The organism is bacterium, from assembly GCA_016708025.1.
GTDB lineage: Bacteria > Zixibacteria > MSB-5A5 > GN15 > FEB-12 > FEB-12.
Window position 1 is genome coordinate 259,976 of the sequence record JADJGQ010000005.1, and the last position, 9,034, is coordinate 269,009.

Genomic DNA, 9,034 nt, shown 5'->3' on the forward strand with positions numbered 1-9,034 from the left:
TGACGGGTTCTACGCTGCAGTCCTTACTTACTTCTGCTCAAGAAAATCAGATTTTTCCACGAATTGAAAGGAAAAATCGGCGGAAAGTGAGCAGTAGCTAATAAGGGGACTTGATGAAAGAACAGCTGTCCCCGAGTAACAGTCAAAGGCAAAGGAGTAAAACATGCCTGAAAATGTCACTATCCTTGTCAACCAGAGGCCCTATCACCTGGATTCTGAAACCACCTCGGCTGAAGCAATCCGCACACTGGCTTCGGCGCCAAGCGATTACGAGGTGTGGAAGCAGGTGAAGAGCCCCGATGCGCCCGGTCAACCGCCCGTTGACGACGTTCTGATCACTGGTGCCTTACAGGTCAAGAGTGGCGATAAGTTCCGAGTCGTTCCATCCGGGACTTTTGGGGCACGGTGATATGAGTAACAGTGTAGTTGACAATGCGATTGCAGAGCTTGCCGCCCACGGGTATCGGGGCGGCATACCTATCGACGGACGGTCTGCACCACATAGTAATAGATGATTATCCCCTTCCTGCAGGCGTCTATAATTTGCAGACTACGCGACTGCTCATCAAGCTGCCCGTTTCTTTCCCACAGGGGGCACCCGATATGTTCTGGGTTTCCCCAAACCTGACTTTTGAGGCAGGAGGGATTCCTCGTCAAGCAGAAACAATGGAGTCTATTGGTGGGGAATCATGGCGCCGGTTTTCTTGGCACCCAAAGAACTGGAATCCTGGGAGCTGCACTCTGATTACGTTCATTGAGTTTATCAACTGTCGACTGGGCGCACGGCAATGATGACCCATTCTATTGATTTTCCAGACGGGCTCTATGCGAAACTCAGGAACGAGTTATTCTCCGACCCAGACAGGGAGACAGCGGCCTTCGTTTTGGCCGGAATCCACCGTAAGCGGGACGGTTATCGTCTTCTTGCACGCGAAATTATCGTCGTCCCCGCGGATCAGTATCTCGAACGCAACGAAATTCACATGCAGGTAGCCGCTCGGCAGATTAACCGGGTAGCCGCGGCAGCGGAACGGGCAGGTCTTAGCGTCATAATGTGCCACAGCCACATTCAGAGTTCAGGTTCGTTAGGGTATTCCCCCTCCGACGACTTCGGCGAAGAGCGACTATCTCGATTCTTCCGTGAATGTACAGGAGACCGACCTGTAGGTAGTATCCTATTGTGCCCTCCCCGACTCCGTCGTAGGACGAATATGGCTTCCAGGCCTGCGAGGTCCTGTACGTTTAAGCAGGATCACCACAATTGGCGATACTATCCACGTGGTAACGGGCAATTCATCCACGGCGACAACAACAACGGGGCCGCGTTACGATAGACAGGCTCGCATGCTCGGCACGGACGGACAGGCTCTGCTTGAGCGCACGTGTATCGGTATTGTCGGCGTGGGAGGTACTGGCTCTGCTGTAGCAGAGCAACTCACCCGGTTAGGTGTGGGAAAAATAGTCCTGGTGGATGATGACCGGCTTGACGAATCAAACCTCTCTCGCGTGTACGGTTCATATCCCGGTCAGTTGCCGAAACACCGCGGGATCAAGAAAGCAACAAAACTCCATCCACCGAAAGTTGAGATTGTAGCTCAACATCTACGTAACATTGACCCCCGGATTCAAATCGAGTCAATATTCGGGAATGTCGCCGTAACCGATGATCTCATTCACCTTCTGGGCTGTGATGCCATTATGCTGTGCACTGACGAACACTGGGGGCGCAGTGTGATAAATCAGATTAGTTATCAATACTTGATCCCCGTCGTCAACATGGGGGTCCGTGTGGATGCCCCATCCGGCATCATACAGGGCGCAACCGGAGTGGTTCATGCGATCGGTCCTGACAAGCCATGCCTCTGGTGTTATCAGTATCTGAATGCAAAACGTATTGCCGCCGAATCGATGCCACCGGAAGTCCGGGAAGAACGAATTCGGGAAAACTATGTTGAAGGCAATGGGCCGGCTCCGATGGTCATTTCGCTGACCTCGACCGTGTCGTCCTTGGCCGTGACCGAATTATTACACGTGCTAACCGACTTCAGGGGGGAACGTGCCATTCACGCGCTCAGATACGATATTCTTGATATGTCGTTTTCGAGGTGTACGGCCGCTCGTGGAACTAGCTGCGTATGTTCAAAAGTGGAAAGTTATGGAGATCTCGGACCGCTGCCGTCAATAGATGACCGTGGTCATGTGGAACGGTGTCGGCTTCGATAACTTGAAAGGTGAATTGATTCGACCGATGCAAACACACATTCGGCAAGTATCACCCCTTTCTAACAGTTTTCTAACAGGATCTGCCAACACACGCCATAATAGTGGACAAAAACCGGACAAGTAAGTCACGGCGATCTCACTGGGAGACTGTGGCTTGTTGTCCGGTGCTGTCTCTCGTCTGGATATCGTATCACTCTCATAACCCGAAGGTCACAGAACGTGGACTTCGGAAATGGAGAAATCACGTTAGGACCAATTTGTGACTACTCAGCGCCCCAAACCACCAAAATCAATGCGAATCTGTACGAATCGAAAATCGCAGTAACTTAAAAGTATAATCACGTTTTTGTCTGAGATCAATTTCTGTGCATTCAGGTAGCGGCGTTACCCGAAGCGAAATCGCGCTCATTAGGATTGACAAAAAACAAACTGTGGTTATATTACTGACAGCCATTTAGCTATGTACAGCGATCATAAAGGGAGGTCGGCGAGCTATATTCCTAACGAGTTGAGAACGTTAATGTTGCAGGGGTTTTGGTGTCAGCGTTCCCCCTCCCCCCCGCTACACCATTACTCCTGCAACTATATCGAGTCAATTTGTCTTTCATCTGATGACCCCGCCCCAAAGTGCTCTAGTGACGAAAACCAATAGTAACAGCCGGGTTCGGTTCCTGATGAAATTCAAGAATGTTTTTCGAGGAGTTAGTAATCATGACAAGACCTCTCTTTTGGCAAGGCGTACAGGAGTTTCCGACCTTTGGGGATTGTCGAAAAGAGTGGCTGCTGCCCAGTACGCTTGGCGAGCTTGAGAACGGATTTGAGGGAGCAACGGTACTTTGCTCAGGGCAGGTGAGGGCGAGAGGGAACTTCGTTCTTGCCACTGCCCTGTTCGCGGTTATGGACCACATAGGATCGTTTCTGAGGGATCCCGGTGAATGCAACTCCAATCGCCAGAACATTGCCCGAGTAGCCAGACGCATGCCGAGTCTTTCGGATGTTCACTCGATTGTGGCGACCTTCGGAAGAAATTCTTTGGTGCACACCGCATGGCCAGCCACGATGATTGTCATACAGGACGCAGATACTACCCTAAGGTTTGGTTTGAACATCAGTGCGGAGAGTGACATCACGAATGAGCACCGGAAGCTGTATTGGAAGCAGTACGCCGAGCCGTTGAATAGTGAACGGGAAGCGCAATGGGTGTTGAAGTTGAGACTGAACGTCTACGCTTTGCTATCCGAACTTGCGGCTTTGCTGCAGTCTGGCGAGTTGCATGTAGACCAACAAGCCTTTGAGGAAGTCAAAATGGAGATAGGAAAGCTTTGCTACTACACGGTGAGCGGTGATCGTATTACTCTGTCGACAAAGCCGTCCAAAAGGGCGGGTGATGATCTCAGCCGAGAAATGGTGAGGGAACTGCGATGTCTATTCGCCCGTGCAGCCGACCGGAGTCGGGAAACGCTCATTTAGTATAGGCACGTCAATCGTGTCTGCCTCAAGCCATCAAGGTTTGATGAATTAGATTACTCGTGAGGCCGCTTGCGGGCTTGCCTTGAAGAGGTCCGTTTTGGTTCTTCCCCAGGCTCATGGAATTGAGTTTGATCTACTTGTTGCTTGAGTTTCTAAGCGAACGGGAAGTTTAAGTAGGCTGAACTGATTGCGACGACTCCAGCACATGGTTCGCTAAACGCGATTTCAATTCACACGGAATGAGCGAGTAGCGTGAGCGAAACGCGAATACAGGCCAAATCCGGTCCGATGCGTACAGGCCGCGTGGCCCGACGACCGATGAAGGCGGAGTATGCCACCCGGTCCCCTAGATGGCTTCCAGAAAGGCGGTGAGCACGTCACAGTCCCAGATACGACCGTACGTTGACTGGTGAAGGCGGCCGCTAGGTTGGTCGGCTCGCTGCCAACCACCTCAGTTTCCTTCCTGGTCAGGACGGATCAAGGTCACAAGTTTCAAGCACTGTTTCAATTAGACGTGGTGGATAACGGCATTCGGCACGTGTACATCAAACCGCGCTCAACAGAGCTCAATGGCATGTTGGAGCGGTTGCACCGCATTGACGGGGAGGAATTCTATCAGCAGTTTGCAGCACAGTGACGACGTGGACCTAAGTCGAAAGCTGGTAGGGTAGGAACGCTTCCACAACTTCGACCGACCCCATGGAGCGCACAGCGATAAGACTCCCTACGAAGTACTCAGGAGAATACTTGAACTGAAAAGTGTGTCCCTGTTGCCTGACAACACCAGAGGTACAACTTCTATTCGACCCAGTGCACTTCAACACGTTTACAGCAATTGCGGTCTACATCTCACCTATGGACTCTAGTTCGTCATTCACTAATATAGTATCTTCTCCCAGTCGAATTCTGCCTTGAGTTCGAGGAAAGCCCAGCGGTACGCCTGGTAGCCGCTTGTGCCAACAAGCTCTTTGCCGACAACAAGTAATACCGCTTTAGGCTGTTGTCGTGTTGGAGCATCGCAAAACAGAGTTTCACGTATCTAATAGCGTGAAAATCTTCTCGGCATTCCTTGTCCGCATTTATGGTCAATTTCTCGACTATCGATAGCGATCTTGTGATCTCTTCGGTGGTCCCATGTAGGGCCAAAGCGTATGCTAGGTTTATCTGTGCTGAGTGCCACGTCTGAGGATCCCTGTCTCGGTATGGCGCACAGGCCCTTACCGCCAACTCGCGAATCCGCAAAGTAATCATAGACGAACTGATGTGAAATACGCTTTCTCTATATCCTATTCGACAGCGGCAATGCCGCGGCTCCCTTCCATTCGGAAGTGAGTCAGTGATCTTTGTCTCCCTTGTATTCGAGGTTCGTTATGAACGAAGTCGACCAGCTTCAGCAGTTTCGTGCGCGTTCAAGCCAGCGGCTTGTCAAAACAATAGAAGTCGACATCGTAGCAGCGGCGATTGACCGATTCACAGACACCCTCGGCTGTAGCGTACATGATCCCACTAACGTGCAGAAATGGCGCCAAATGACCGTTGCTCTGAAAGCGCCGTGTACGCACCTTGCGAAGGCGTTGTGGCATGAGCTCGTGTACCAGCCCAATGAACCCCGCAATCAGTTCCGCAAACGCAGACATGTGCTTGACTCGCCGAAGCTGATGAGCTCTTGGTTTGGCAGCGAGCTGTCGGTCGAGTAGTGGTCAATGTTGACGTCTCTCATAATTACGACATCGCAACAGATGTTGGAGCGCTTCTTTTGGGTCGGGTAGCGCTTGGCGATGTCGACTCGCAGTTGGTGTCGAATTTGCACGGTCTCCAGCCCTTTCTGCGCCCTGCAATAGGAGAAGTTCTTGGGCGCACCTCGCGTTGAAAACTTGAGGCGTAGGCCAGATGGACTCCCTGGGTTTTCGATCGTGGTCGCCCAGCCATTCTTTTGGTAGTGCCGAATCGTCGCTGCGAACACGAACGCTTCAAAGGTTTGATTCACCCGCGATCCAAATAGTTGCAGTTGAGCTTTATGCGAGCCGAAGAAGGCTTGCAAGTCCTTTGTCGCCGTCTGTTGATCGAAGTAGAAGCTCATTGATCGTGCACTCTCTCCTTGTAAGGCATAAGAACCTCGTATAGGTACTTCTTGCCTACCAGGAATGCTCGGAGTTCCGTCGGCAGAGATTGTATCAACTGCTCAGCGAGGACTTGTCCCATCATGACGTTTTCATTTCGCTCTGCGTACTCGACGCTGCCGATGGTGAAACGTGGAATTCCCGATTCGCGCAATAGATCCACAGTGGCTTTGGCCATGTCCGTGCCGCGCGAGAGAAACCGGCTGATCACAAAAACAAAGGCAACCACAGTCGCTTCGTTAACAAGGGATCGTGCTCTCTCCATCCGCTCCACCTGTTCGAGCTGACTTAGCCGGGCCCGATCTGTAGCAGGCAGGTAACCGTGCGGAAACAACTCTGCGCGCACATGGGCTCGTAACTGCGCAAAGTGGAGGCGAGCAAACCTCGGCATGTCGTCAAACATCTGTATACTCCTCTTACTCGCTCTCAGAACTAACGTGCGTGCTTCTAGCTCCTACCAAGCTGAGGGGCATGCTGCCAGTCTCTCCGATACCATTCCTACCGCTGCAGCGACTCCATCAGGTAGCTCCAGTAGTATTCGGCCGCCCCCTGCCGTGATAGCGTGCCCTCCCCGCGCTGCCCGGTCATCCGCATGCCGAGCGGTTTCAGCTGCAGCGTGTATCTGTCGTCGACAACACTGAGCAGTTCGTTGAAACCGCTCCGTTGCAGCTCGTCGGCAGACACGGAGTATGCAATCCCCGCCGCCGTAAAGGATCCACCGCCGAACCAGATGGTGCACTGGGCCATGCGCTCGCCGCTGCCATAGATTGCTGCCGTGAAGCTCGTCGCGGTGAGGCGCTTGAACCTCGTCCGAATCTGGCCGTTTCTGACCGCCAGCTCATCGAGGATGCTTCGAAGAAGCGCGCCATATATTCGTAGCTCGCGTCCAGAAATTCGTCGCGCTCGTGGTCGCTAAACTGCCGCTTGACCCGCAGGTTGCTCGAACGCTCGGGCCGGGCTGGTTGCGCCTGTACCGCCTCGACGTTGTGAGGCGCGGCCGGTCCGGTCGCCGTTGGGGCCAGTGCCTCGACTGCCGCACGCACGTCACGGGCGACAATGGCGAATGCTTCGTGCTGATTGGCAAACTTCGAAATAGGCTTGCCGTCTGTGGGCGTCGCCCGCAGCTGACCCAACGGCGTCGATTGCCAGTCGCAGCGGTGCAGGATGACCGGGATAACGACAGCCGTCTTCTCGCGGTGCCGTTCGAGAGCGCGCCGCATCTCCTGCTTCTGGCAGTAGTCAGAGGCGAGGAAATGCGCACTGACCAGAAGCAGGATGACCTGCGCAACCTCCAGCTCCTTGTTTATCGCCCGATCCAGGTCCTGCCCCGCAGTGATGCGGCGGTTGTGCCACGAGACGATCACACCCGAGCACTTGAGCGGCGCTAAATGCACCTCAAGCTCGTTGCGGAAGTCCTCGTCCTGGTGCGAATAGGAGAAAAATACTTTAACCATAGTGCCTTCCTGTTGCAACGCTATAACAGTTGCTTCACTTGGTGGAGGAACGCGACGACACTACCCGCGGTGAAGTTCGGGTCATTGAGACCATGCTTGGCCCAGAGCTCCAAAATCGCGCGCTCCCGTGGACGTGGTGAGCGCGTGCCGCGACTGGTTGGGCATCCCGGCGTGTTCAACACAATGTCTATGGCACCGTCTTGGATGGTGACGCGGACGCAGAAGGGCTGGTGATCGGCGCGGTGGCGGTTCACCCTGTTGGGTAACCCACCTGCCCGTCAGCGGCGTCGATGGTTCGTGCATAGGAACCAATTTGGATAGTAATCATATTTCTCCCCGTGCTGGATTTGTCTCAGTTGTACTCCTTGAAAGATACGCGTGAGCCCGTCGACGCGCGACTCTATCATTGCGACACGAGAAGTGTTGCTGGACCTCCAGACCGCTTGACGCCGCCAACTTCCTCGTGGCACATCAAGGGTTGTAATGGACTTTTTTCGTTGCCACTTTCCGGTCAAGAAATGCGCCATGCCGGTGAATGATCCGCAGCTACTGCACCTGTTTCGCCCCCCCCAAACTATGTGATTGCCACATACATAGTTGCAGAGAAACGTGGTCGGGCCGAAAGTCGAAGCCCCGGTTTCCGAGTTCCAGATAAAGAACCCCCTGCCAAGTCTGGCAATCCCAATCTCCACCAGAGCTTCGTCGCTGACTAGAAAAGCGAAGACGTCGCGATCAGATGCATACAGCCCACTGGGTAGCGAATGCCTGCTGTCCGGTACGTGCCAGGCTGACCCACTGACAGCTTCCTGCAGGGCTGCAACCACGTCCGAGTCCCAAATTCTGCCATACGCCGGACCGATGAAGGCTGCCGTCTGCATAGACCCGTTTCCCGAAAACCCCTCCTCGAAGTTCCGGAACAGAAGTTTACACAGATCAGATGACTTGGCAATCCCTTGCCGTAAGCAATCCCCTGCCAGTTCAGGAAGCAAGGTGCGCAGGTATTTGGCTGGTGCTCCAATGGGGGTGCAGAGCTGTCCAATCGCCCAATGGGTAAATGGAGCGTTAGGATTGTGGTGATTCAGGCCGATTCCGCTGCCGTCCTCGGCTGAAAGACACAACTCCCGAACTTTGACAACCTCCTCACGCGAGCCCTGCCTTCTGGCAAGGACATGGTTCGCGAGTAGGTCGAGCGACGTGAATCGCTCGTCTGCTGGCCGAGTGGCCCACTGGACTTGGGCCTCGCAGAGATTGGTCATGCTTCACCTCCTTCGTCTGACCGGACAGGAGGAAGCGGATCGGTCGTGCGGAGCAGGCACTCGATAAGAGCGCTTGCCTGTCGCTTGGTGAGCTCTCCCGATGAGTCAAGGTTGGCAGCTTGGCAGAGCCAGGTCTCCGCTTCCTCATTGGTCAGTCCGCGCTACCGCAACTGACGGTTAAGGCAGGCACCCTGTCGCCTGGTCATTTGAATCCCTGCTACTGAAGAACGCAACGGTTGTTGTGCAGAGGCCGGCTGCGGCTGCTTGTCAGAAGCCTTGGTAGGGCGGGTTATTATGACTCTCCTTTGGTTGGATTGTGAGAGAACGATGATTAACTGCATCGTTCAGTCTATCCGACCGGTGGAATCGCTCAAAGATGTGGTGCAGTCAGTGGGTGTGGATGACTCAATCATGGTGGCTACAGCGCCCACTTCACGGGTACCAAGAAAAGGAATTGACAGTCCACAAGCCAATTGTTAATTTCGGATTGGGTGGTGACCAGTTCGACTCT

Annotated in this window: 8 protein-coding genes and 1 pseudogene; 4 read left to right on the forward strand and 5 right to left on the reverse strand. The window is 53.7% G+C overall.

All coding sequences use genetic code 11. From position 1 onward, the window contains the following. Positions 1-163: 163 nt before the first annotated feature. Entirely contained in the window at positions 164-409 is a 246-nt protein-coding gene (locus IPH75_16180) for a hypothetical protein (protein MBK7143601.1), read from the forward strand. 23 nt (positions 410-432) lie between these two features. Further along, the gene (locus IPH75_16185) at positions 433-792 is read left to right on the forward strand and encodes a hypothetical protein (GenBank protein ID MBK7143602.1); all 360 of its coding nucleotides are present in this window, start codon (positions 433-435) and stop codon (positions 790-792) included. Positions 793-845: 53 nt separating this feature from the next. Here the strand turns inward: IPH75_16185 and IPH75_16190 are convergent, their stop codons facing one another. After that, the gene (locus IPH75_16190; GenBank protein MBK7143603.1) at positions 846-1,067 is read right to left on the reverse strand and encodes a hypothetical protein; all 222 of its coding nucleotides are present in this window, start codon (positions 1,065-1,067) and stop codon (positions 846-848) included. 277 nt (positions 1,068-1,344) lie between these two features. Between IPH75_16190 and IPH75_16195 the strand changes: the two genes are divergently transcribed. Both IPH75_16195 and IPH75_16200 read left to right on the forward strand, forming a co-directional pair. Next, positions 1,345-2,223 carry a ThiF family adenylyltransferase gene (locus IPH75_16195; GenBank protein ID MBK7143604.1) on the forward strand — a complete coding sequence of 293 codons (879 nt, stop codon included), beginning with the start codon at positions 1,345-1,347 and terminating at the stop codon, positions 2,221-2,223. Between the two features lie 687 nt (positions 2,224-2,910). Then, positions 2,911-3,693, forward strand: a complete 783-nt coding sequence (locus IPH75_16200) for a hypothetical protein (GenBank protein MBK7143605.1) — start codon at positions 2,911-2,913, stop codon at positions 3,691-3,693. A gap of 1,409 nt (positions 3,694-5,102) precedes the next feature. Here the strand turns inward: IPH75_16200 and IPH75_16205 are convergent. From IPH75_16205 to IPH75_16220, 4 genes and pseudogenes are all read right to left on the reverse strand, one after another. Then, complete coding sequence (locus tag IPH75_16205) at positions 5,103-5,330, reverse strand: hypothetical protein (protein ID MBK7143606.1); 228 nt, start codon at positions 5,328-5,330, stop codon at positions 5,103-5,105. After that, entirely contained in the window at positions 5,309-5,773 is a 465-nt protein-coding gene (locus IPH75_16210) for a hypothetical protein (GenBank protein ID MBK7143607.1), read from the reverse strand. Before IPH75_16210 ends, IPH75_16205 begins: the two co-directional genes overlap by 22 nt. Next, complete coding sequence (locus IPH75_16215; GenBank protein ID MBK7143608.1) at positions 5,770-6,216, reverse strand: hypothetical protein; 447 nt, start codon at positions 6,214-6,216, stop codon at positions 5,770-5,772. The genes IPH75_16210 and IPH75_16215 overlap by 4 nt, the downstream gene beginning before the upstream one ends. A gap of 95 nt (positions 6,217-6,311) precedes the next feature. Then, a pseudogene (locus IPH75_16220) lies at positions 6,312-7,267 on the reverse strand (toll/interleukin-1 receptor domain-containing protein). Between the last annotated feature and the right edge of the window lie 1,767 nt (positions 7,268-9,034).

Bases quoted from the DNA above. Each gene is read 5' to 3' on its own strand.
- IPH75_16180 (MBK7143601.1), top strand. From the start codon at position 164: ATGCCTGAAAATGTCACTATCCTTGTCAACCAGAGGCCCTATCACCTG.
- IPH75_16185 (MBK7143602.1), top strand. From the start codon at position 433: ATGCGATTGCAGAGCTTGCCGCCCACGGGTATCGGGGCGGCATACCTA.
- IPH75_16195 (MBK7143604.1), top strand. From the start codon at position 1,345: ATGCTCGGCACGGACGGACAGGCTCTGCTTGAGCGCACGTGTATCGGT.
- IPH75_16200 (MBK7143605.1), top strand. From the start codon at position 2,911: ATGTTTTTCGAGGAGTTAGTAATCATGACAAGACCTCTCTTTTGGCAA.
- IPH75_16205 (MBK7143606.1), bottom strand. From the start codon at position 5,330: ATGTCTGCGTTTGCGGAACTGATTGCGGGGTTCATTGGGCTGGTACAC.
- IPH75_16210 (MBK7143607.1), bottom strand. From the start codon at position 5,773: ATGAGCTTCTACTTCGATCAACAGACGGCGACAAAGGACTTGCAAGCC.
- IPH75_16215 (MBK7143608.1), bottom strand. From the start codon at position 6,216: ATGTTTGACGACATGCCGAGGTTTGCTCGCCTCCACTTTGCGCAGTTA.